Below are 21,682 nucleotides of genomic sequence, written 5' to 3'. Positions count from 1 at the left end.
CAGTTGCATTCAACACTTGTGGATAACCTTATCTACATTATACAACCCAGTAGATTACGTTTAATGGTAATTATAAACAGATTACCCACAAGTTATCCACCTTTTCCTGTGGATAACAGAACGGTTGTTCTAAAAAATATTCCGTGGTAGAGTAATGATACAAACTAGCTAAACTAATCAATATATGACCTTACCGGATGATATAGAACAGAATTTCACACATTTGGAGTCGACTATACATATAGACCACACTAGGAGGTGTAGGGCAGAGGCCAACCTGATGAGAAAACTTTCTGATGAACTTTTACTTGAATCCTATTACAAAGCTACGGAATTAAAACTGAGCACCGATTTTATCCAACTGATCGAGCTTGAAATTCAACGCCGCTCCTTAAATTATAAAATAAAAGCAACATCCTAAAAGAGCCTGATTACGGCTCTTTTTTCATGTCAAAATACTACAAATAAAAGAAAAGCTAGAGTTTGTGGACACTAGCTTTTGTCTTTATTCTTCCCTTTTCCACCGTGTCGCAAGATATATCCGCTACTAGCTGAGCCACGTCCCTATTCTTTGCCCCACTTTCACTTCCTGTTTCTCCTTAATGGAAGGATCTATCATAAACGAATCTTTCTCAAATAGGAGGATAACAGTAGATCCAAAGGAGAAATAGGCCATTTCTTCGCCCTTTGTGAGTGTACTTGATTCATGTGTAAGCTCAATACTGTTCACAAACATGGCGCCAACCTTTACAACAGAAACATGCTTATTATTATGCTTCATTTCGGTAAGGCGTCGATAATTCTTGGCAAGCGGCTCTTTCCCGTATTTCAGCCCAAGCTGGTTAACAGGATAGGATTTCCCGCCTAAAGTCCATTGCTTGGTAACCTCGCCAGTGATCGGGCTATGAATCTTATGATAATGACTCGGACTCAAATACAGCACCATGTATGTTCCGCCCATATACTTCGGCGCGAGTATCTCATCAGAAAGCATTTCTTCTATTGAATAATCAATACCCTTTGCTGTCATTTGTAAATCATTTGTAATGGCCCCCATCTTCTCCACTACCGCATCGACGGGACTCACCACGGAATCGTTAGCTGCATCAATCGGACGCACACTCGGTTTCAGGCTGCGGATAAAAAATTGCTGCAGCGTTGGAAACGTAGAGATATCATCCTTCATCTCATCCAAATTGATTTTATAGACATTCGCAAAAGACGGGATAAACCGTTTACTCATTTTAGAAGAAGCGAAGCGTTTCACAGCCATGGAAGAGTACTTATGATTCGTCAGCTCTATCGATAGCCTGTACAAGTTTTTTAACAATATATTTCCCTCCAACAGAATCTTTTTAATGAAGCATTTATAAAAAACATCAAATGTTTGTAGTCATTACTTAGTTTGAAACAAATCCTGGTAAATCACCAGACTCCATGAGTGATATTATAACATTTGGCGCAGGTCCTGCACTATTTATTTATGAAGTTGTGTCAACACCGCTGTTGATTTCCGCACAAGTCTCCGCTTTCCGCGGGCGGATAGGGAGCCTCCTCGGCTTCGCCTGCGGGGTCTCCCTGACTCCGCTTCTCCCGCAGGAGTCTACGACTTGTGCTCCAATCAACAGCTGGAGACGGTATATCAACAGTGACTTTAACAAGCCATAAATGAAATAGTGGTGGATTGTACGTGGTATCGGAAATTACCGTTGGAAATCCACTCCAAATTTATGGAGGTATTCTCTCATTTATCTAGAAAATAAAATAATGAGATAATATTTATTGGAAAGGCGGAATGGATAATGAAGATGATTGAAAGCCCGATTAGGAACAGGATACATACCATTTTTGTGCATGTGGCGGATCTCAGACGCTCTGTTAATTGGTACTCCCACCTTTTGGGTCAGGAATATGATGAAAGCATGATAGTCGAGCCTGTCTACAACATTCCCATCAATGACTATACCGGCCTTACTCTTGACTCCGGTCCGTCTGGTATAGAAAAGGTTATAATACCTTCTCCACACCCTCTTTTCAACTTCCATACAGAGGACATCCAAAGGGCATATGACTTTGTCAGGGAGATTGGCTATGAAATTTGTTCCCCCATTATTGATTTTGACGAGTTCTCTTTCTTTCATGTCAAAGATCCTGATGGAAATATTGTGATGGTCTGCACTGGATAAATAAATACAGGTATAGCGTATAATTTCCCCGCGTCCAATCGTTATATCATTTGAATAGGACAGGAGGAGGAAAAGTAATGACACAGAATTCTACGGTGGATCAGCAGCTGATCCATGATATACGAAAAGTAAGAGAGGATTTTGACAAGACGGTTTCAGCGTATACCTCTGACTTGTGGAACTATTGCCGTTATTTGACGGGGTCTCCTTGGGATGGGGAAGACCTTTTTCAAGATACGATGCTAAAGGCCATCGGGCTGCTTTCCCAACGTTGGAGTGAGATCACTGACAGGAAAAACTATCTTTTTCGCATCGCCACAAACACGTGGTTTGATCAGTGCAGAAGGGAAAAACGGATGGTAGGGTTGTTAGATGAAAAGACTAGACCGGGAGACGGGATTGAATTGATTGATCATCTAATATTGGAGGAAGCACTCCATTTGATAGAATCCCATTTACCCCCTAAGCAAGTGGCGGCCTTTCTTTTATTTGACGTTTTTCAATTTTCCGCAGAGGAAGTTTCCGGAATGGTCAAGAGCACCACAGGTGGCGTCTTCGCTTCGGTACAGCGCGCAAGGAAGAAGCTCGCAACCATTGATATGGGAAAAAAATTGGCACCCTCTACAAAACGTGCAAACGAAAAAATCATTCAAGCATACTTGGCGGCATTTAACAATGGAGACTTCGAAGAAATGCTCTCCTTGTTCAGTGAGCAGGCAGAGAATGAAGCATATCTTGGATTCCAGGAGTATTCAAAGGACGAAATGCGAAAAGGCTCGCTTCGATTCGGATTACAAGGTTATTCTGCTCGGGAAGTCATTCTTTGGGAAAGACCTGTCATTATTGTTCTAACCACTGGCACTCCTCAAACAGAACTGCATGACATTCAGTTGCAAGAAGTGGAGAATCATACCATCGTCAGTCACCGAAGCTATTTTTTCCGGAAAGAATTTATCCTCGCGGCTGCAAAGGAACTTGGTTTGAAGCCACAGCTGCAAAAACCTCCAGTTGATTGGAGTTGAAAAAAAGCAGCCCCGCATCATTTTGCGGGGCTGCCTTTATCTTATTTATTCGTCAATTCAAGAAACTCCTCTACATCCTCCAGGGATTTTTTCACTGCTTTTTCCCAGAAATCGCGTTGAGTCAAGTCCACGCCAAGATGTTTCATGGCAAGGTCCTCCACGGTCATGGATGCAGTATCCTTCAACAAGGAGATGTATTTATCTTCATAGTTTGTTCCCTCTTCCAGCGCTTGGCTGTAGATTCCCAATGAGAAAAGGTAGCCGAACGTGTACGGGAAGTTATAGAACGGAACCTGTGTGATAAAGAAATGCATTTTGGAAGCCCAGAACGTAGAATCATATTCATCCAACGCACCACAATATGCTTCTTTTTGCGCTTCTACCATTAGTTCATTCAGCTTCTCCACACTCACAAGCCCGTTCTTGCGCTCCTCATAGAATCTTGTTTCGAAAAGGAATCGTGCATGAATGTTCATATAGAACGCAACGCTGCGCTGTATTTTGTCTTCCAGTAATGAAATCTTTTCTTTTTCATCCTTCGCATACTTGACAGCCGCATCCGCTACGATCATTTCAGCGAAAGTCGAAGCAGTCTCCGCAACATTGCTTGCATAGAAACGGTTCAATGTCGGTACTCCGTGCATGGCATGCTGATGGAAAGCATGGCCAAGTTCATGAGCAAGTGTACTGACATTGGAAAGCGTACCAGAATAGGTCATGAAAATACGGGACTGTCCAGATACCGGGAAGCTAGTGCAGAAACCACCTGGACGCTTTCCTGGGCGGTCTTCCGCTTCGATCCAGCGATCTTCAAACGCTTTTTTCGTAAACTCCGTCAGTTCAGGGCCAAACTTTGAAAATTGCTCGATGATAAAATCTGCGCCATCCTGATAGGACAACTTGGTTTCTTCTGCCGTCAGGGGAGCGGAAACATCATACATGCTCAACTTCTCCAGACCAAGCAGTTTAGCCTTGCGGTTCAGATATTTAGTAAGTGTCCCTTTATGGTCGGTAATTACCTGCCACATCGTATCCAACGTTTCCTTCTTCATACGGTTGTTATCAAGCGGCTCCTTCAGTACGGAATCCCATCCTCTTTGCTCATATACCTGAAGACGGAAGCCAGCAAGATGATTCAATGCTGCTGCAATCGTATCCGCTTGGTTTTCCCATGCCTCTTTCCACGCTTTTGCCACCACTTTACGGACCTCACGGCTACCATCGGAAAATCTGTTGTGCGCCTGACCGACCGAAAGCTCTTTGACCTCTCCATTCTCTTTCACTTTCACCTTGATGGTTCCGACAAGGGAGTTGTACAATTTGCCCCATGCATGGTATCCATCTACAGCAAGTGAGGTAACCAGCTTTTCCTGATCTGCGGACATTTTATCATTCGCTCTTCGTCTGCGTTCATTCAGCACATATTCCAATACCTTGAATTCTTCCTTTTGCAAAAGTGAATTCCAGGTCTCTTCGTCAATAGTGACCAACTTATCATCCAAAGCACCAAGAAGAACCTGCAGTTTCGCATGGATTTGCGCAACCTGCCCCTGCAGTTGGGCTGCTCCTTTATCCGTCACATCCGCAGCAAGGAGACAGTTGACGAATGCAGAAGACTGGACAACCTTTTTCACGACAGTTTCATAGTCTCCAAGTACTTTTTCTAGTTCATCCACATCAAATGCGGCGATATGTTGTTCGAACGCTTTTAGGTCCTCTTTGATTTCTGATAGATATGTATGATAGCTTTCTGAACCACTTCCGCCTTTGAAGAATACATCAAGGTCCCATGTTTCTTGAAATGTTTTTGTTGTCATAGTAGTTGAATCCCCCTTTTTGTTTCATAAAATTAATTATAACGTAAAAATTATAATATTTCCATAATTCCAAACCATTAGACTTACAAAATATTCGATTGTCGAAATTTTGTGTGATAGGAGACACGAAAAAGCTTATGCCTAAAAAGCATAAGCTTATCTGACAAGATAGTTTCTATAATAGTGTCCTCCACCCAGCAAAAGGAGGATAAACAGCACCACTACTATGCCATACAGCCAGCCTCCATAAAATCCGTATGGTCTATATGGCGGATAAGGACATGGAGGTGGACACGGTGGAGGGCAACATGGTCCATAAGGGTACATACCATAACACCTCCTTCAAGGAATAGGTATCTATACCACTAACATATGCAAATCCCAAAAAAGAGACAGGGCAAAAGCGGAGAAAAATCCAACATTCTAAACTTTTGTCACAAAATCATTTCAGGAATATTAAATTTTGATGAGGGGCCAGACCCTTGCAGGAATAACAGAAAACCCTGGACACTATGATGTCCAAGGTTTTCTGTTATTGTTTTTTCTTTTCTTTTTCGGCCCGGTAGAATTCGTGGAACATTTTCATGAGGGCGCGCTTTTCGATGCGGGATACGTAGCTTCTTGATATGCCGAGCTCTTTGGCGATTTCCCGCTGGGTTTTTTCATCCTTGAGATCCAGTCCAAACCGACCGACGATCACTTCGCGCTCCCGGTCGTCCAACACATCGATGTATTCCTTTATCTTTTCAAGCTCCATATTCAACTGGATCGTATCAATCACATCCTCGGATTCAGATTTCAGCACGTCGATGAGACTGATCTCATTTCCCTCTTTATCCTGACCGATCGGATCGTGCAAGGACACATCCTTTTTCGTCTTTTTCAACGCCCGGAGATGCATCAGGATTTCATTCTCTATGCACCTGGCCGCATACGTCGCCAATTTTGTGCCTTTTCCCTGGTGGAAGCTTTCAATAGCTTTAATCAGTCCAATGGTTCCTATGGAGATAAGGTCTTCGGAATCTTCGCCAGTATTTTCGAATTTTTTCACTATATGTGCCACGAGACGCAAATTATGTTCAATCAACATGTTTCTTGCATGTTCATTGCCCTCTGCCATGAGCTTTAAGTATTTTGCTTCGTCCGCTGATGATAATGGTTGTGGAAATGCATTGTTTTTGACATAGGAAACTAGAAAGATAAGTTCTTTGATTAAGTACCCTACCGATGCTAATATACTTGACACACTTTCACCTCCATAAGGATCGTTAGGCAAGAGCCTAGTAGTAATTCTTATGTCAGAAGTGGTCTAACTGTGCAAGTACACCTGAAAATAATTAAATGAAACTCTCTTGTCCAGACAAATCCTTTTGTTGAATAAAGAGAAATTAATTTTATTCTACCAATTCCTTCGAATAATGGTACAATTTGAATAAGAACGGATGTTCATTAAATGAAGGCTAATCTCCTTTATAAAAATAAAAAAAATCTTCCTATTATAATAGGAAGACGTTAGTACTGAATATAAGGTAGCTTTTTAAGCTTGGAAGGAATCGTTCCTCTGCCGACTTTTATGACGCTGTACTCTTGAAACAGGGTTTCAAACCACTTAGAAACTTCAGCATATGTTTTATTTTTGTAATCCACAAGCTGGGCAACCCGGTACCGATTACGTTCCTTTTGCTCACGATCCACAACGATAAACCAGAAGCATGTCAGCTCAAAAGTGCTAGTACTTGTCATTGACATAGTAAGAACTCTCCTTTAGCTAGAAATTAATGTCTTGTTGGTAGTTCAGTTGGCGTATAGTTATCATTTGCACTTACAGAAGAACCGAATACGTTAGCACCGAAAAGGGTGATGGAAACTACTAGGACCGTAACAAAAAATTTTTTCATTTAAATTCTACCTCCAAAAGTTTTTTGTTTGAAATTTTTCTAACATTTAATAAACTATCTATAATAGGAATAATACACTATATTTAATAGTTGCATATTTTTGATTATAGGCGATTAGAGCCATATAGCATACAGTTTTCTAAGAAATGCTTCATTTCTCGTGAAAATTATAATTATAGGAATATTTTAAAGGGGGGACAAACATGGATTTCTCTTTAATCGGGAAGGAAATAAAGGTTTTGAGGTCTGCATTGAACTTGTCACAGGCAGAACTCAGTGAAGGTATATGTACCCAGTCGCAAATCAGCAAGATAGAGAAAGGCGAGGTTTTCCCTCTAGCAAATACACTATACTACATCGCAGAAAGACTTGGAGTAGATATCAACTACTTTTACGACCTGGCAGCCAATCCAAGGCTTTCCTATGTGAAAGAGGTTTTCACAGAAGTCCGCGAACTGCTGAACAAGTGCAAATATGAAGAAGTTTATAAAATTGTCGAAGCTGAAAAAAAGAATAATCTTTTTATCAATAATAGAAAATACGCCCAATTCCTGATCTGGAATGAAGGAATCTGCGTCTATCATCTTCACCAGAATAAAAATGGCGCGCTCCGTCTCCTGCATGAAGCTTTGGATATGACGAAAATGACCTCCAAGCTCTTAGGCGAAAGAGAAATTGAAATTATTAATAGTGTGGCCATTATATATTTTGAAGTCGGAGAATACAATAATTCTTTGGAAACATTTAATAATGGACTTAACCATTATAAAAAGATTCCTTATATACATGATTGTACCATAAAAACGAAACTTCTTTATAATAAGGCAAAAGCACTAACCCGCCTCAATAGAATAGTTGAATCGAATGATACTTGCATGGAAGCCATCAAATGGTGCGTGAAGCACGATAGCATGTATCTGCTGGGAGATATTTATTACCATATCGGCTATAACTTTAGTCTGATTGACGAAAATAAACATGCAATCGATAATCTGGAGCGATCAATCGAAATTTTCAATCTGCAAGATAACAAAATTTTTGTTGCCCATATAAAAAACAAAATCAAGGAACTAAGAACAAAAGACATCATAAAAAACTAGGCAGAGTACCTAACTCTCTGCCTAGTTTTTATATTCAATCATTCTTTTCCCAATAAACCCTTGCTAATCAAAAACTCTTTTGCCACCTCATAACTTGTCTTCCCTTCAACGCTGACCTGATAATTCATATCACGCATCTCTTCATCATTGATCTGGTTGGCAAGCTTGTTTATAATCTCTTCCAGTTCAGGGTGTTCATCCAAGGTTTCCTTTCTCAAAAGTGCTGCCCCCTGGTATGGCGGAAACAAGTTTTTATCATCCTCGAGAACACGTAGATTGTATTGTTTTATTTCGGCATCCGTCGAATAGGCATCCACCAGATTGACATCCCCTGTTTCAATGGCTCGATAGCGGAGTTTAGGCTCCATTGTTGTCAGGTTTGGCAGCGTGAGTCCATAAACATCCTGTATCCCCACATAGCCATCCTCCCGATCGGTGAATTCAAGGGTGAAACCAGCTTTTATCTCATTTTTTGCTCCATTCAGGTCAGAGATGGACGTTATTTCATTTTCTGCTGCAAAATCCTCCGGAATGGCAAGTGCATACGTATTATTAAAGCCCATCGGCTCGAAATAGACAAGATCATCCTGCTCAAGCAGCCCTTCCTTCGCCTGCTCAAACACCTCCCTTTGATCAAGACTGATCGGTTCCTCTTCAAGGAGTGTTACAATTGCAGTACCGGAATATTCCGGATAGATATCGATTTCTCCACTTTTCAATGCTCGATAGACAAAAGTGGTTTTCCCCAGAGAAGGACGAAGCTCCACTGTTAAATCCGTCTCCTCTTCAATCAGAAGCTTGTACATATTGATGATAATATCCGGTTCTGCACCAATTTTTCCGCTTAACACAAGATCTGCCTCTGTTGCACGCATCACGGCAAATGGGGAAAGAAAAAGGAGAATGACGATTAAGCCGATAATCAGTGCCTTTTTTCCGGCTCCTTTACGTGCTGCGGTCTCGATCGCCCTCAATACAAGATCAAATAGAATGGCAAGCAGTGCAGCAGGTATCGCCCCCAAAAGAATCAGGGCATTATCGTTACGGTCGATACCCAGAAGGATCAGACTACCCAGTCCACCTGCCCCGATCAGCGCCACAATTGTTGCCGTACCTATAATAAGTACCATGGCTGTTCTGATTCCGGCCATAATCACCGGAAGCGCCAGTGGCAATTCCACTTTAAAAAGCCTCTTCAACGAAGTCATCCCCATGGCTCTCGCCGCTTCATTCAGAGATGGATCGACTTCTTTGATTCCCGTATAGGTATTCCGTAAAATTGGCAGCAGTGCATATAAAAATAATGCAATAACAGCGGGAACAAACCCGATTCCTACTAGCGGGATCAAAAGCCCCAGCAAGGCAAGTGACGGAATGGTCTGAAGTACTGCTGTGACACCTATAATAGACTCTGCTATCCTTTCTTTTCTCGTGAGATAGATACCAAGAGGGACGGAGATGACAACCGCAATGGCTAATGCGATGACGGATATCTGAATATGCTCGAGCAAAGCCGTCCAAAGCTGATCTCCCCTTGCTTCATACAAATCTTGAAGGAACGTCATGCTACAGTCCCTCCTTCCAGATTACGTTTATAGATGAACTGGAGTACATTCTGCCTTGTCAGTACACCGATCGTCCCGCTTGCCCCTGTCACTGTGACCGCTTCATGGACCTGCAGCAATTCAAGTGCGTCCGAAAGGGTGGATTGCCCATCGATGGCAACGGCGGATTCGATACCTTCCACCCATGTTAATTCATGGACTACATCCACCAACTTAAGATGAAACACACTTTGCTTTCTTCCGATGAATGATTTTACAAAATCGTTCTTCGGCTGCTTTAAAAATTCCTCCGGTGTCCCCACCTGCACCATCTCTCCGTCCTTCATTAGACAGATCCGGTCACCCAGGGTCAGGGCCTCATTCATATCGTGCGTGACAAATACAATCGTTTTCTGTATTTTTTCCTTCAGCTTGAGGAAATCCTGCTGCAGCTGCTCTCTGCTTAGCGGATCGAGCGCACTGAAAGGTTCATCCATCAAAATGATCGGCGGGTCTGCCGCAAGCGCTCTTGCAACCCCTACACGCTGCTGTTGGCCCCCTGAAAGCTCAGAAGGCTTTCTTTTTTTATAAATGGAAGGATCCAGCCCGACAAGCTCCAGCAGTTCATCCACACGCTTTTTGATGTCTTCCTTCTTCCAGGCTTTCAACTCGGGTACGATGGCAATATTCTCTTCAATCGTCATATGTGGGAATAGTGCAATCTGTTGCAGCACATAGCCGATATTCCAGCGCAGTTCATGAATATTATGTTCGTTGATGCTTTTTCCGTCTATAAGTATGTCACCATCTGTTACGGTATGAAGGCGGTTGATCATCTTCAGCGTCGTGGTTTTTCCGCATCCGCTTGGACCAATCAACACAAAAAATTCCCCTTTATGTATATCCAATGAAAAATCTTTGACAGCTGTAGTCCCATCCTCATAGGTTTTCGTTACTTCCCTGAAGGTTATCAATCTTCGCACTCCCTGTTCCTATTGGTCTTTTCCTTATCATACTTCTAGTCTCTCACAAAAGTACAAACTATACATACCCTCCTTTCAATTGTTTAAACTCAATTTTGCAGTTCATAAGAAGGAATTGCAAAAAAAAGAGACTGACGCACCCTTTTTTTTGGGTCGCACCAGTCTCTTTATATTTTTTCCTTCCGTTTCATCCTCGTGACAAAGCGGAAGGGTAATAACGTCAATTTTAGAAACATACTCAGACTCCTCTCCAATATTAACTAGGTGAAGTCTTCCTCCACGCTTTTCCATGCTATACCTGATTGCATTTGTTTCATCTTCAACCTCTCCTTTCCAAATTTTTATAAGATAGTATTAGTAAAATCGCACGTCGTTGTACATACGGTCCTTCAGGTTGTTATAAGTTTCAACAACTCTCTCTTCATGTAATCGCTCTTCGATGGACTGTTCTCTTCTCTTCACAGTAATTGTTACAAATAGTAAATGTAGGGTCATGGTGTATCACCTCCTTTATATTTTTCAGCACACAAAAAACCGCAGGGGGATCCCTGCGGTCATTTTAGACATATGAAGGCATAAAAAGCCGCAGGGAATCTATTCTCCTGCGGCTGGATCAGTTAACGGAATGTTAAAATTTAAGCGTGCGCCTGCTTTGCTCCAGATAGGTCGAATAGACATAACATATTCAATTGTGATTTGTTGATCCACTTTTTCATCATCATTTTGTTCGACCTCCTTTGCATAATTTTACTTACAGAGGTAAGTATATCCAATTCTCCTGCATTTGTAAACACCATTTTTATAAAAATTTGAAAATAAATAATAAACACAAATAAACCTCCCGTAAAATGGGAGGTTCGCCTGCTTATTCGTCTTGTTCTTGTTCATGTTCCTGTAAAAGTCTTTTCAACTTTCTCGTTTTCAGCACAAAAAATACAGATCCACCGAGAAACAATACTGTGGCGCCCATCATCATATAGATCTGAAGGGCTTCTTTACCGGCATGCTGAAAAGCTACACCTATATATAAAAACACACTTACTGTCGTTAAAATCATTGCATATCTTGTGTAATCCTTGATTTTCAATTGAAGCTCTTTATTATTCATATGCTATCACCTCATACATACTACTTTAACATAGATTAGTAGGAACACTTCCTTGTAAATTTCGCCATTTCCAAGCAATACCGGCCGTTTTCCCTAGTCATTCCTACCCTTATTTATGAAAGAAATATCCTATCCATTCTTCAAATCTAGTGTTTTTTTCTCATTCTTCATTTTTCCCCCTCTGAGAATGTAGAATAAGGTCGAAATTCTGTATAATAGGCAATAAGTTTCCAAAAGGAGGTTGGCCATATGAAACGTCTACTACTATGCAGTTGTACCTTCATCCTGCTTTCCGCCTGCTCTACCGAAAGTAATACCACCGAAGAAGTCATTGTGGTGAACCAGCCTAATCCGAGCAACGAACAGAATAACCAATCCACCAAAGAAAGCTCTCTCTACATCAAGGATCACAAAGAGAATGACGATAAAGAAGAAAAGAATGATGATGAGTCTAAAAAAGATGAGGAATAAAAAAGAGGAGCCGGCGCTTACAGCGGGCTCCTTTCCTTTTATGACAATTGATAGATCTCGGAATATTTTTCTTCCAAGTATTGAATGAGATATTTAGCATCCAGCTCTTCTCCCGTTACTTTGACAATCAGCTCGTTCGGAGAGTAAAGTTTTCCGTGTTGATGGATGTTCTCCTTTAACCATTCGCGGATGGCCATGAAGTCCCCTTGCTCGATCTTGTCGTAGAAATCAGGCATTTCTTTCAGGAACGTATAAAGGATTTGTGCTGCATACAGGTTTCCAAGTGAATAGGACGGGAAGTATCCGAAGCCTCCAAAGGACCAGTGGATATCCTGCAGCACACCAAGTGTATCTGAAGGTGGTGTAATCCCAAGGTAATCTTCAATCTTTTGATTCCACACTTTCGGCAGGTCCTTGACTTCAATCTCTCCGCCAAACAGCGCTTTTTCAATTTCGTATCTGATCATGATATGAAGATTATAGGTCAGTTCATCCGCTTCCACACGGATCAAAGATGCATCCACACGGTTGGTTGCACGGTAGAAGTCATCAAGTGAAACATCGTTCAGCTGATTCGGGAAATGGTTTTGCAGATCTTTATAGAAATAGGTCCAGAACTCTTTGGAGCGTCCTACCATGTTCTCAAGGAAGCGTGATTGGGACTCATGAATACCGAATGATGTTCCACGGCGGATCACCGTACCTTCATATTCCGCTTTCACACCCTGCTCATACATGCCATGTCCTGCTTCATGGATCGTACCAAAAATCGCAGAACGGACATTATCCTTCTGATAGCGAGTTGTAATCCGGACATCCCCTGTATTCACGCTCTGTGCAAATGGATGAACCGTCTCGTCAAGGCGACCTCCATCCATGTCAAAGCCGATCAACGGCAGTAGATAGGCATTGAACTTCTTCTGAGCTTCCACATCATAATCCTGGGCAAAGATATCCTCACGAGGCTGCGCTTCTGAAGCTTTGATTCTATTCAAAAGCTCGACACTTTTTTCACGAAGCTCCTTGAATAATGGATCCAGCTTTTCCACTGTCAAACCCGGCTCATATTCATTTAACAGTGCGTTGTAAGGATGACCTTCGTAGCCATAGTACTCCGCAAACTTTTTCTTGAAAGCAAGCACCTTTTCCAGCACTGGTGCAAAGGAAGCGAAATCATTATTCTCCCGTGCTTCTTCCCACACCTGGTTTGCATTGTTCACCAGGATGACATACTCCTGGTACTCATCTGCAGGAATGGTTTTGGACTTTTCATAGTTTTTCTTGCGCTCTTTTACACAAGCTTGGGTCACTTCATCCAGTTGAGCCCATACATCTTCAGCTGTCAGGAATTCCAATACTTCGCCCATTTCCTCAGAGATGGAAAGCTTGAAAGATTCAGTAGACAGTGTTCCAATCGCTTTTGCAAAAAGGGCACGTCCCTTTTTCGGTGCTTTCGTCTTTGAATCCCAACCAAGAAGTCCAAGGACATCGTTATAATGACAAAGCTTTTCATCAAGCTTTTTGAATTGCTCCACCTTCTGTTGAACCTTTTCATCTAAAACAGGTATAGTTGACATATTACTCCCCCTAATTGATTATTAAGAAAATTATGTACATTCCCACTTATTATAACAGATTTGTTTCGGATAGCGAATAAAAAGTTTGGACAAAAAAACCTCCAAAAGCACAAGGCTTCTGGAGGTTTACTCATTAATTTTCAATTGCTTGTTTCAAGTCCGCAATCAGATCATCCACATCTTCAATACCAACGGAGATGCGTACCAATCCGTCCGTAATACCAAGTTCTGCACGACGGTCAGCCGGAATGGATGCATGCGTCATACGAGCAGGCACGGAAATCAGACTCTCTACCGCACCCAAGCTTTCAGCAAGCGTGAAGTATTTGATCTTCGCCAATAGTTGATCCGCTTTTTCAGCACTTCCGATATCAAACGAAACCATACCGCCGAATCCGCCAGCCTGACTCTTAGAGATATCATGGTTCGGATGGTCTTCAAGCCCCGGGTAGTAGACTTTTCCTACTAAAGGATGGCTTTCAAGGAAGTCCACGATGCGGCGTGTATTCTTCTCAGTTGCTTCCATACGCAATCCAAGTGTCTTGATTCCACGCATCAACAGCCAGGAATCCTGAGGCCCCAATACGCCTCCAGTAGAATTCTGTACAAAGTGCAGCTCTTCGGCAAGCTTTTCGGAATTCACTACAACTAGTCCTGCCACTACATCACTGTGTCCGCCAATATACTTGGTCGCACTATGCAAGACAATATCCGCGCCAAGGTTGATCGGATTTTGCCAGTAAGGCGTACTGAAAGTATTGTCCACAATCGTTAAAAGGTTATGTCTTTTGGCAAGCAGACTAGCTTTTTGGATATCTGTGATTTTTAGAAGCGGGTTCGTTGGTGTCTCAATGAAAATAGCTTTCGTATTTTCCTGGATTGCCGCTTCGATGTTTTCCATTTTGCTTGTATCTACAAAGGTCGACTCAATTCCCACACGGTTCAATACCTTTGTCATGACGCGGTAGGTTCCACCGTACACATCATCTGTCAGGACAACGTGATCTCCGCTGTTGAAAAGCATCATCACAGCTGTAATCGCAGCCATACCGGATCCGAAAGCAAAACCTGCTTTTCCGTTCTCCAGATCCTTGATAAGCTCCTCTAATGCGAAGCGGGTAGGGTTTCCTGTTCTGGAATATTCGTACCCTTTGAACACACCAACACTTTCCTGCTTGTATGTGCTTACTTGATAGATAGGTGTTGAAACAGCCCCTGTATGCGGGTCACCAAAAATCCCGCCATGTATAAGCTTTGTTTTCTTATTCAACTCAAATTCCTCCTTCATAAATCTTCTTGCTTAAGTATCTCTCGCTGCTGTCAGCAAAAATCATGACGATATTTGTACCGGCTCTCGCTGACTTCGCTTCTTCCAATGCAGCATGAAGCGCTGCGCCTGACGAGCTTCCCACTAACAGCCCCTCTTTTACGGCAAGTTCCTTCACACGATTAAAAGCATCTACATCCAAAATAGTATGAATTCCATCAAAATACGTTTCATCCATATATCCAGGCAAGAATTCCATGCCGATTCCTTCTGTCTTATGCGGACCGGATTCACCACCATTCAGGATCGATCCCTCCGGTTCCACAATCACCGTTTTTACAGCAGGATTCTTTTCTTTTAAAAATTTTGCGGTACCCATGAAGGTACCTCCCGTCCCGGCACCTGCAACAAAAACATCGACCTTGCCGGCCAACTGCTCCCAAAGCTCCGGACCAAGCGTCTTGTAATAAGTATCGGGATTCGCCGGATTGCCGAACTGCTGCGGACAATAGGAATTGGGAATCTGCTCATTCAATTCCTTTGCCTTTGCAATGGCCCCCTTCATTCCAAGCTCTGTCGGAGTGTTGATCACTTCCGCTCCAAGCGCCCTCATCAGGTCCTGCTTTTCCATGCTGAACTTTTCCGGGACACAGACCTTCACTTTGAAACTGGTCCCAACAGCCGCAAGAGCCAATCCAATTCCTGTATTCCCGGCGGTTGGCTCGATGATCGTGCCGCCTTCCTTCAGCTTCCCCTTTTTAACCGCATCATAAATCAACTCTTTTCCAAGCCGATCCTTGATGCTTCCTCCCGGATTGTAGAACTCCAGCTTGGCAAAAAGACGAACACCCTCCGGCAATGAGAAGCTGGTAAGTTCAACCACCGGTGTGTTCCCGATCAGTTCTTGCACATTTTTATAGACTTTCATATAAGTTTCCCCTTCACGTAATGCTGATTATGCTTTTTTCAGCTCGTTCAGCATATTCTCAATCAGCATGGATGAATGCAGCGCCGCTTTGCTCAAAAACTGGTCAAAGCTGATATTGGATTCTTTCCCTGCAATATCAGATAATGCACGAATGACCACAAATGGAACCTTAAATGAATGGCATACCTGTGCAATCGCAGCTGCTTCCATTTCCGCAGCCTGCAAGTCTGGCATCTTTTCACGTACCGCATCTACTCTGACAGGATCGTTCATAAATGAATCCCCAGTTGCTATCAGGCCTTCCACGACCTGCATTCCTGACACATGGACCGCTGCTGATTTCGCCACCTCAATCAGCTTGGCATCCGCTTCAAATGCAGCCGGCAGACCCGGAACTTGACCATACTCATATCCGAATGCTGTCACGTCCACGTCATGATGACGAACCTCTGTGGAGATAACAACATCACCTACATTTAGTTGTGGCGAAAAACCTCCGGCGGAACCTGTATTGATGACAATTTCAGGTTGGAATCTTTCCAGCAGTAATGCTGTACTTAATGCAGCATTCACTTTCCCTATTCCAGATTTGGAAAGCACAACGTCTACTCCGTTCAATGTGCCGCTGTAGTACTCACAACCCGCCACCGTCGTTGTTTCCATTCCTTCTATTTTTTCACGCATGATGGTTACTTCTTCTTCCATTGCTCCGATGATTGCCACTTTCATTGCTGTTTCCCTCTTTTCATAGAAATTAGCCATTTCCGAGCCGTCTTCATCTACTTCCATGAAAAGTAAGAAGCTGTCGCCGGTCGGTCATAGCTATTGTTTGATAGCTTCCATTACCCAGACAAAATGATTAAAACGCTGAAATTCCACAGTAAATCCGTTTTTATTGAAGATTTCCTGCAAAACTTCCATCGTTGTATAATACTCTGATTTCAAATCTTTCGCCAAGTTGAAAAACTCATGCTGTTCTGCCTGATCAATCGTTGCATTGTAGGCATCCTTATTTTCGAACACCGTATCAGCAAATACTATTTTACCACCTTTATCAAGTAAGTTTCCATAGTGCTGTACCGCTTCTTCTTTTTCCGTATCTGTCAGATGGTGAAACGCATAAGTGCTGACAATCGATTGAATCTTCTCAGGTGGCGCCGGGAAGTTCAAAAAATCCCCATCCTGGAGTTTTATATTGGCCGGCAGCTTCTCTGCAGCCTTTTCACGCATCGTCTCTGACGGCTCCACTCCATAAACGGTTAAGCCTTTATTTAGAAGTGCATTCGTCAAATTTCCTGTCCCCACACCGAATTCCAGGACCGGACCTTTCGCTTTGGAAGCTACATCCTCCAAAATATCCTCATACCCTCTGAAAACCTCTGCATATTCCTTATCGGTACCACTGACCGTTGCATCATAATAATTCGCCCAATCGTTAAACAGTTCAACAAATTCTCTACCCATAGTTGTCATCACTCCGACTTTCATATTATATAATTCCTATAAGTATAGTATGAATTAAAAAAAATCCTGTTCTTAATCTAACATATTTCCCTATTTTCTTCAACGGAATTGTTTGGTACGATGGGAGGACAAAATAGCTATTTTACATAAGGTGGATGAAATTTTATGAATTTTGATTTTAAACTGATCGAGGATAAAGTGGAGTTTTTTGAAGCACTCGACATCAAGGACTTGGAAAAGAAGATCAACGAAAAGGTCGATCAGAACCGGGCTATTATGCTTGGCGTCCATTCTGTATCACATCAGATGCATGTGGATGGGGATGGCAGACGCTTTTATAGTGCGGTTGTGCATTTTCGGATGGTTGGAAAGTAAATGGGAGCTGTTTGTTTAGGCATTGCAGGATGGGATGCTTAGATGAGCAGCTTGTTGTTTTTTATTAGGAGGTATCTTCTGTTTCTTGTCGTCCCTGAAATAGGAAAATTCTGAGAGGAAAGTATCTTCGCAGCTACAGAGCTGGAATTCAGTTGAAGAAAATATCTTAATTCCTTGTTGGAGATAGTGTCACCGATTAGAAGAGCATAGTCCCGCATTGCATGTAAATGTGCTGTTGCACTAGAAAATTGACAAAACGCGCAGAACCATACTTTATGGGATCTTTTCATAGGAAACCTTTTACAAGAAGGACACTGAACACCTTTCTCGATCTCAAAAGGTTCAATTTTCAGTTGGATTAATGGTGAGGTTGTTAGGGGTGTATCTTTTTTCAGAATGAGTTTAGTAAGTCTTTTTAAATCTTTGTCCGTGAAGACCTTGCCGGAGTACTTTTTTTCTAATGAGTTTGTCAGGTTGGGGATATTAGAATGTCTGGAAACTTTCTCATACACATATTTATCGGCGTTAATCAACCTGGCATGATTATTCGCGATTATTACTTGATATTCTAAGGGCATTGCCGGGAAGTTATGTTTGGAAAGCCAATTATGTAATTGCGCCCTCTGTCTCTTCGCCTGTGTTATCGGGCATTCCATTCTATCCAATTTGTCTTCATATGTCCGGATTAATTGGTTTTGCTTATAGGAGAATTCCAAATCACCGATAATATTTTTAATTTCGAGAATCAAATAATACCATGGAGTGACCAACAGCGTGTCGATCTGAAAAAATCTACCTAGGGAATCCTTCAGACGTATACCATTAAAAATATGATACTCACTCATTGATAAAAAGCTTAAATAATAATCAACTGCCATTTCACCACGATATCCTGCCTGATGTTTCAGAAATTCATTTGATGCCAATCGATATTTAGGATTTTTCTCAGATAGACGAGCCATCATCCTCTCTAACTTTAATAGATACAATGATTTTTCGCGTTTTTTTAGTATCATACATTCCCTCCTTTTCTAATTACCAATACTTTCGACAAACATAGACAAATTCCTCCCTACTTATATAGAATTTTCATGGAGTGCTGATATGGATTATTTTGATATCGGTCCAAATTGTAACTTTATCGATCCGTTTTGATGGGTTATCGAGCGGAAACAGGGAATAAACGGTCCAAAATCTATAGTTTACGATCCAAAACACCATATTAACGGTCCGATCACCTTTTTATTCCAAAAAACATTTAGAAATGAACCCATTTCACTTTCATAACAACAAAAAAAACAGACCCACCCATATCGGGCAGATCTGCTCTTCCTAAATCACGCTCAACTTACAACGACTTCACCTGTTCCACTTTCGTTGGCTTCCATCCTTTGCCGGTTACCCATTCGAGGTAGACCTTGAAGTTTTCGCCAGAGGCTTTGTTCTTGATGGATGCGATGGAATGGTGTTCACTACCGCCATTCCCTAGGAAGTATAGGGTATAATCGCCACTAGCAAGGCCGGTTGCTGCCGAGACTGCTTTAAGCTTTTCGTCCCAGTCCACATGGCCTTCCTGATAGACAGATGTGTGTGGTTCTGATTGGGATGTTCCGACAGGCCCCCAGCCCGGGTTGGTCATCGTCTTGATGACATTCGGATCATCGGAGTTCTCAGAAACCTCTGTTTCACTATCTTCATTTTCTGTATCTTCATCAGTATTTTCTTCGGCATCTTCTTCATCCGCCGGCTTTTCTTCGTCCTCAGGCTTGGATTCAGATTCCTCTTCTTCCTTAGCGGCCTTATCCTCTTCTTCTTCCTCAGCAGCCTTATCATCATTCTTCTCAGTAGTTTCATTCAGCTTTTGTTCGTTTGTGCTTACCTGCTTGTCGTCAGATTTTCCAAAGAACAACTGAGTGCCCAGGAAGATAATGAAAATGAATACAAGACCAATCAGCACATTCAATATGAGATTGCTTTTTTTGCGCTTTGTCGTTCGGCCATAACGTGAGCCATCTCTATGATTTAAAGACAATCCAAGTCCCTCCTATGCAAAGCAGTTATTAGTATAATTACAATAGTTAATTGTAACACCATTGGGCTTAGTTGCACAGTGAAAAGGATTGGCATTATCTTTCTAGCATTTCCCAGTCGTGTATGCCTTTGACGACATCATAGTAAACACTGGATACATTGTTTTCATAAAGCACATCAAGTTCGACGACAACCATTGCATACTTTGGATTTTGAAATGGAAAATAGCCCGCAAACCAGCGATTCAGGAGTTCGCCTCCACTATCAAGAATCTTGCCTGTCTGAGCGGTACCGCTTTTGCCTGCAACTTCAAAGGGAAGATCCCTGAAACGCCAGCCTGTCCCTTTCTCATTCACGACCACTTCTCTAAGAAGGTGCTGCAGCTTCATAACGGTGTATTTGGAAAGCCGCTCCTCCTGATCCATATCCTGATCTGGAAAAGAATAGAGTGTGGCGCCATTTTTATAGACAATATCACTGACAAGCTTTACTTCTTCTGCTCGCCCGCCTCGAGCGATGGTTGCCATCATGTTTGCCACTGCCAGGGGTGTGACACGGACTTCCTTTTGCCCGATGGAGGTCTGTGCGACTGCCAGACTCACCTTTTTGTCTTTTTCGTCATGCCATACCACTCCTTTTTCCTCGGCTGGAATCTGGGAGAAGCCATCGAAATGGAACACATCACCGCTCCACCCGACTTTGGATGTCAGGCCAAGGATTTTGGCATAGGCATCGATTGTATCTGGTTCGCCATCCACCAACTGCTTCCCAAGTTCGCCAAAAGTATGATTGCAGCTGGAGGCAAAGCTGTCCTCAAAATTCAGCACACCTTTACGTTCTTTCTCTTCCGTTAAAAGCTCACCTTGAATATCCAGGTCACAATTAAAGGTGGACTCGTCATTCACGATGTTCTCCTCCATGGCAGCTGCAGCAATGACGGTTTTAAAAACTGAACCTGGAAAATGCCTTTCAAGCATCACATTCTTCGTGCCTTCATCATCATAAGGGGCTCCTGGATTTAAGGCTGGCCGTGAAGCCATGGCAAGGATTTCATTCTTTTCAATGTCCAATAGGACGAGTCCCCCTTTTTTCACCTGATAGTCATTCAGGATCCGCTCCGCCATCTGCTGAAGATCCTTGTCTATCGTAGTTTTGACCGAAACAGGATGGTAGGGGTTGGATGGGCCCGTATATCGGACATCTATCCCAAACAACGGACCACCGAATCGGTCCACATGGTATAAGAGCTTTGTTTCACCTTCCGGTAGAAGAAATTCATCAAAAGCCTGCTCCAGGCCAGTGATTCCGATCGGCGTCTTTGGGGAGTAGTTCTCCTTGGACACTTTTTCCTTATATCGCTTTAGAAATTCACCCTCATTTTCACCTGTCATCCCGATTACCTGCTGTGCTACCTGATCATCCAGCTTGAACTGGCGATATAGTGCGACAACACCTGGAAAGTCCAATTGATTGATTTTTTTCATCTGCTCCTCATCCAGCTTGATGGGGCCTTGGAATTCAGAAACGACCACCGGCTTTTCCGCACCTTTCAATAGCCTATCAATGCTCGAAGTGGACATCCCTATAATGGATGCAAGCTCCTCCTTCGGCCAATCCAGCCCGTTCAGGAATGGAAAAAGAATCAGGCTTGGATAGTAGTCATGTGTGAGGGGATTACCTTGGCGGTCAATGAACCGACCTCGCCCTTCATCTATAATCATGGATTGTGTGCGCTGTTTGACGCTTGCCTCTATCAGATTGACCCGGGAGTCGGAGAATGATTCCGTACTGACCAGCTGTATCTGTACAAGCCTACCGACAAGTCCTATAAATATAAGTATAATAGCAATTCCGAGTTTTCCTATTCTACCTCTTATTAAACGCTGCATATAAAAACACCTCGTCAACAGT

At 42.5% G+C, this 21,682-nt stretch carries 23 protein-coding genes; 6 read left to right on the top strand and 17 right to left on the bottom strand.

The window, feature by feature from the left end:
• The first annotated feature begins 280 nt into the window (after positions 1-280).
• Positions 281-421, top strand: a complete 141-nt coding sequence (locus ABN702_RS04135) for a sporulation histidine kinase inhibitor Sda (RefSeq protein ID WP_417899516.1) — start codon at positions 281-283, stop codon at positions 419-421.
• A gap of 126 nt (positions 422-547) precedes the next feature.
• Here ABN702_RS04135 and ABN702_RS04130 read toward each other — a convergent pair whose 3' ends face one another.
• The gene (locus tag ABN702_RS04130; protein ID WP_417899515.1) at positions 548-1,330 is read right to left on the bottom strand and encodes a phosphatidylserine decarboxylase; all 783 of its coding nucleotides are present in this window, start codon (positions 1,328-1,330) and stop codon (positions 548-550) included.
• Positions 1,331-1,802: 472 nt separating this feature from the next.
• On the opposite strand from ABN702_RS04130, the gene ABN702_RS04125 reads away from it, so the two are divergent.
• Positions 1,803-2,186 carry a VOC family protein gene (locus ABN702_RS04125; RefSeq protein ID WP_417899514.1) on the top strand — a complete coding sequence of 128 codons (384 nt, stop codon included), beginning with the start codon at positions 1,803-1,805 and terminating at the stop codon, positions 2,184-2,186.
• A 77-nt stretch (positions 2,187-2,263) separates the two neighbouring features.
• On the top strand, positions 2,264-3,208 hold the full coding sequence (locus ABN702_RS04120) for a sigma-70 family RNA polymerase sigma factor (RefSeq protein WP_417899513.1): 945 nt from the start codon (positions 2,264-2,266) through the stop codon (positions 3,206-3,208).
• Positions 3,209-3,249: 41 nt separating this feature from the next.
• Here ABN702_RS04120 and ABN702_RS04115 read toward each other — a convergent pair whose 3' ends face one another.
• The 4 genes from ABN702_RS04115 to ABN702_RS04100 form a co-directional block, all read right to left on the bottom strand.
• Entirely contained in the window at positions 3,250-5,025 is a 1,776-nt protein-coding gene (locus ABN702_RS04115) for a M3 family oligoendopeptidase (protein WP_417899512.1), read from the bottom strand.
• A 532-nt stretch (positions 5,026-5,557) separates the two neighbouring features.
• Positions 5,558-6,271: an RNA polymerase sporulation sigma factor SigK gene (gene sigK, locus ABN702_RS04110; protein WP_417899511.1), complete on the bottom strand. Its 714-nt coding sequence runs from the start codon at positions 6,269-6,271 to the stop codon at positions 5,558-5,560.
• Between the two features lie 266 nt (positions 6,272-6,537).
• Positions 6,538-6,774 (bottom strand): hypothetical protein, encoded by a 237-nt coding sequence (locus ABN702_RS04105; RefSeq protein WP_204415978.1) that lies wholly within the window; start codon positions 6,772-6,774, stop codon positions 6,538-6,540.
• A gap of 26 nt (positions 6,775-6,800) precedes the next feature.
• Positions 6,801-6,923 (bottom strand): hypothetical protein, encoded by a 123-nt coding sequence (locus ABN702_RS04100; RefSeq protein WP_417899510.1) that lies wholly within the window; start codon positions 6,921-6,923, stop codon positions 6,801-6,803.
• Positions 6,924-7,126: 203 nt separating this feature from the next.
• Here ABN702_RS04100 and ABN702_RS04095 point away from each other — a divergent pair, with 203 nt between their 5' ends.
• A complete protein-coding gene (locus ABN702_RS04095; RefSeq protein ID WP_224838428.1) occupies positions 7,127-8,023 on the top strand; it encodes a helix-turn-helix domain-containing protein in 897 nt (298 codons plus the stop codon).
• Between the two features lie 38 nt (positions 8,024-8,061).
• Here ABN702_RS04095 and ABN702_RS04090 read toward each other — a convergent pair whose 3' ends face one another.
• From ABN702_RS04090 to ABN702_RS04075, 4 genes are all read right to left on the bottom strand, one after another.
• Positions 8,062-9,588, bottom strand: coding sequence for an ABC transporter permease/substrate-binding protein (locus ABN702_RS04090; protein WP_417899509.1), 1,527 nt, complete (start codon positions 9,586-9,588; stop codon positions 8,062-8,064).
• Positions 9,585-10,541 carry an ABC transporter ATP-binding protein gene (locus tag ABN702_RS04085; RefSeq protein ID WP_417899508.1) on the bottom strand — a complete coding sequence of 319 codons (957 nt, stop codon included), beginning with the start codon at positions 10,539-10,541 and terminating at the stop codon, positions 9,585-9,587. Before ABN702_RS04085 ends, ABN702_RS04090 begins: the two co-directional genes overlap by 4 nt.
• Positions 10,542-10,904: 363 nt before the next feature.
• Positions 10,905-11,045, bottom strand: coding sequence for a YrzI family small protein (locus ABN702_RS04080; protein WP_417899507.1), 141 nt, complete (start codon positions 11,043-11,045; stop codon positions 10,905-10,907).
• 370 nt (positions 11,046-11,415) lie between these two features.
• Positions 11,416-11,658 (bottom strand): YrhC family protein, encoded by a 243-nt coding sequence (locus ABN702_RS04075; protein ID WP_417899506.1) that lies wholly within the window; start codon positions 11,656-11,658, stop codon positions 11,416-11,418.
• Positions 11,659-11,907: 249 nt separating this feature from the next.
• Between ABN702_RS04075 and ABN702_RS04070 the strand changes: the two genes are divergently transcribed.
• Positions 11,908-12,129, top strand: coding sequence for a hypothetical protein (locus ABN702_RS04070; protein ID WP_417899505.1), 222 nt, complete (start codon positions 11,908-11,910; stop codon positions 12,127-12,129).
• Between the two features lie 38 nt (positions 12,130-12,167).
• Here the strand turns inward: ABN702_RS04070 and ABN702_RS04065 are convergent, their stop codons facing one another.
• The 5 genes from ABN702_RS04065 to ABN702_RS04045 form a co-directional block, all read right to left on the bottom strand.
• Positions 12,168-13,706: a carboxypeptidase M32 gene (locus tag ABN702_RS04065; RefSeq protein WP_417899504.1), complete on the bottom strand. Its 1,539-nt coding sequence runs from the start codon at positions 13,704-13,706 to the stop codon at positions 12,168-12,170.
• A gap of 133 nt (positions 13,707-13,839) precedes the next feature.
• Entirely contained in the window at positions 13,840-14,976 is a 1,137-nt protein-coding gene (locus ABN702_RS04060) for a bifunctional cystathionine gamma-lyase/homocysteine desulfhydrase (protein WP_417899503.1), read from the bottom strand.
• A 1-nt stretch (position 14,977) separates the two neighbouring features.
• Entirely contained in the window at positions 14,978-15,901 is a 924-nt protein-coding gene (locus ABN702_RS04055; RefSeq protein ID WP_417899502.1) for a PLP-dependent cysteine synthase family protein, read from the bottom strand.
• Between the two features lie 27 nt (positions 15,902-15,928).
• Positions 15,929-16,630 (bottom strand): 5'-methylthioadenosine/S-adenosylhomocysteine nucleosidase, encoded by a 702-nt coding sequence (mtnN, locus tag ABN702_RS04050; protein WP_417900818.1) that lies wholly within the window; start codon positions 16,628-16,630, stop codon positions 15,929-15,931.
• Between the two features lie 93 nt (positions 16,631-16,723).
• Positions 16,724-17,365, bottom strand: a complete 642-nt coding sequence (locus ABN702_RS04045) for a class I SAM-dependent DNA methyltransferase (protein WP_417900817.1) — start codon at positions 17,363-17,365, stop codon at positions 16,724-16,726.
• A gap of 165 nt (positions 17,366-17,530) precedes the next feature.
• On the opposite strand from ABN702_RS04045, the gene ABN702_RS04040 reads away from it, so the two are divergent.
• Entirely contained in the window at positions 17,531-17,740 is a 210-nt protein-coding gene (locus tag ABN702_RS04040; RefSeq protein WP_417899501.1) for a DUF2536 family protein, read from the top strand.
• A gap of 38 nt (positions 17,741-17,778) precedes the next feature.
• On the opposite strand, the gene ABN702_RS04035 is transcribed toward ABN702_RS04040, so the two are convergent.
• The 3 genes from ABN702_RS04035 to ABN702_RS04025 all read right to left on the bottom strand — a co-directional run bounded on the left by ABN702_RS04035 (position 17,779) and on the right by ABN702_RS04025 (position 21,660).
• Complete coding sequence (locus tag ABN702_RS04035; protein WP_417899500.1) at positions 17,779-18,756, bottom strand: nuclease-related domain-containing protein; 978 nt, start codon at positions 18,754-18,756, stop codon at positions 17,779-17,781.
• A 332-nt stretch (positions 18,757-19,088) separates the two neighbouring features.
• Positions 19,089-19,772 (bottom strand): YrrS family protein, encoded by a 684-nt coding sequence (locus tag ABN702_RS04030; RefSeq protein ID WP_417899499.1) that lies wholly within the window; start codon positions 19,770-19,772, stop codon positions 19,089-19,091.
• Between the two features lie 94 nt (positions 19,773-19,866).
• Complete coding sequence (locus ABN702_RS04025; RefSeq protein ID WP_417899498.1) at positions 19,867-21,660, bottom strand: peptidoglycan D,D-transpeptidase FtsI family protein; 1,794 nt, start codon at positions 21,658-21,660, stop codon at positions 19,867-19,869.
• Positions 21,661-21,682: the final 22 nt, after the last annotated feature.

Source organism: Bacillus haimaensis, from assembly GCF_048270625.1.
In the GTDB taxonomy this organism is placed as follows: Bacteria; Bacillota; Bacilli; order Bacillales; family Bacillaceae_I; genus Sutcliffiella_A; species Sutcliffiella_A haimaensis.
Note: the sequence above shows the minus strand (reverse complement) of the source record. Positions and strands in the feature narration are given on the sequence as shown.

Coding starts and splice junctions, on each gene's coding strand:
- ABN702_RS04135 (WP_417899516.1), top strand. CDS start 281: ATGAGAAAACTTTCTGATGAACTTTTACTTGAATCCTATTACAAAGCT.
- ABN702_RS04125 (WP_417899514.1), top strand. CDS start 1,803: ATGAAGATGATTGAAAGCCCGATTAGGAACAGGATACATACCATTTTT.
- ABN702_RS04120 (WP_417899513.1), top strand. CDS start 2,264: ATGACACAGAATTCTACGGTGGATCAGCAGCTGATCCATGATATACGA.
- ABN702_RS04115 (WP_417899512.1), bottom strand. CDS start 5,025: ATGACAACAAAAACATTTCAAGAAACATGGGACCTTGATGTATTCTTC.
- ABN702_RS04105 (WP_204415978.1), bottom strand. CDS start 6,774: ATGTCAATGACAAGTACTAGCACTTTTGAGCTGACATGCTTCTGGTTT.
- ABN702_RS04100 (WP_417899510.1), bottom strand. CDS start 6,923: ATGAAAAAATTTTTTGTTACGGTCCTAGTAGTTTCCATCACCCTTTTC.
- ABN702_RS04095 (WP_224838428.1), top strand. CDS start 7,127: ATGGATTTCTCTTTAATCGGGAAGGAAATAAAGGTTTTGAGGTCTGCA.
- ABN702_RS04090 (WP_417899509.1), bottom strand. CDS start 9,588: ATGACGTTCCTTCAAGATTTGTATGAAGCAAGGGGAGATCAGCTTTGG.
- ABN702_RS04080 (WP_417899507.1), bottom strand. CDS start 11,045: ATGACCCTACATTTACTATTTGTAACAATTACTGTGAAGAGAAGAGAA.
- ABN702_RS04075 (WP_417899506.1), bottom strand. CDS start 11,658: ATGAATAATAAAGAGCTTCAATTGAAAATCAAGGATTACACAAGATAT.
- ABN702_RS04070 (WP_417899505.1), top strand. CDS start 11,908: ATGAAACGTCTACTACTATGCAGTTGTACCTTCATCCTGCTTTCCGCC.
- ABN702_RS04065 (WP_417899504.1), bottom strand. CDS start 13,706: ATGTCAACTATACCTGTTTTAGATGAAAAGGTTCAACAGAAGGTGGAG.
- ABN702_RS04055 (WP_417899502.1), bottom strand. CDS start 15,901: ATGAAAGTCTATAAAAATGTGCAAGAACTGATCGGGAACACACCGGTG.
- mtnN (WP_417900818.1), bottom strand. CDS start 16,630: ATGAAAGTGGCAATCATCGGAGCAATGGAAGAAGAAGTAACCATCATG.
- ABN702_RS04045 (WP_417900817.1), bottom strand. CDS start 17,365: ATGGGTAGAGAATTTGTTGAACTGTTTAACGATTGGGCGAATTATTAT.
- ABN702_RS04040 (WP_417899501.1), top strand. CDS start 17,531: ATGAATTTTGATTTTAAACTGATCGAGGATAAAGTGGAGTTTTTTGAA.
- ABN702_RS04035 (WP_417899500.1), bottom strand. CDS start 18,756: ATGATACTAAAAAAACGCGAAAAATCATTGTATCTATTAAAGTTAGAG.
- ABN702_RS04025 (WP_417899498.1), bottom strand. CDS start 21,660: ATGCAGCGTTTAATAAGAGGTAGAATAGGAAAACTCGGAATTGCTATT.